This window comes from Pantoea sp. ANP04, assembly GCF_041982285.1.
Classification (GTDB): Bacteria; Pseudomonadota; Gammaproteobacteria; order Enterobacterales; family Enterobacteriaceae; genus Pantoea; species Pantoea eucalypti.
Map to the genome: position 1 here is coordinate 1 of NZ_JAUTYS010000198.1, position 513 is coordinate 513.

At 53.6% G+C, this 513-nt stretch carries 1 protein-coding gene; it reads left to right on the forward strand.

The features are described 5' to 3' along the window. Positions 1–349, forward strand: a 349-nt coding sequence (locus tag Q7C21_RS23095) for a hypothetical protein (RefSeq protein WP_375151254.1), incomplete at its 5' end; no start/stop codon positions are given. Positions 350–513: the final 164 nt, after the last annotated feature.

A 513-nucleotide genomic window follows, 5' to 3' on the forward strand; every position in this document is an offset into this window, starting at 1 on the left:
GTGGGTATCAGGGATGCCAGTAGTCTTTGCGCAAGGTGCCGAGATGGTGGAAGACGTGATGGGCTTTATTTCCATCCATGGGCGGGCCGTACTCTTGGTGCTTACCGATGCACCCAACGATGAACTGCAGCTATGGCATGTCACTGTTCCCAGCCCTATTTTCACCAGAGTCCCGCCTCTGCCGTCTGGGACTACGCTCGCCGAGCTCTGTATCAGGCACCACAATAACAGGCTTATGCCGTTCCGCGTCGCTTTCTGGGCGCATAGCGCCGCCATCCATCAAATACCTCTCTATGTTCGCAGCGACAACAGCGATGCAAATGCCACTCCGGCACCCGGCACACACTAAGTGATTGCCCGCTCCCATAAATGCACGCTTTCAGGCCCGATCATCCATCTCAATTCCAGGATATTTCGACGCTCATGATAATCAACGTGGAGTTCCGGGAATTTGGCTGATGGGACTGGAGTTTTACTCGGATCTATTCGACCAAATTGTCCATATTTCAGGCG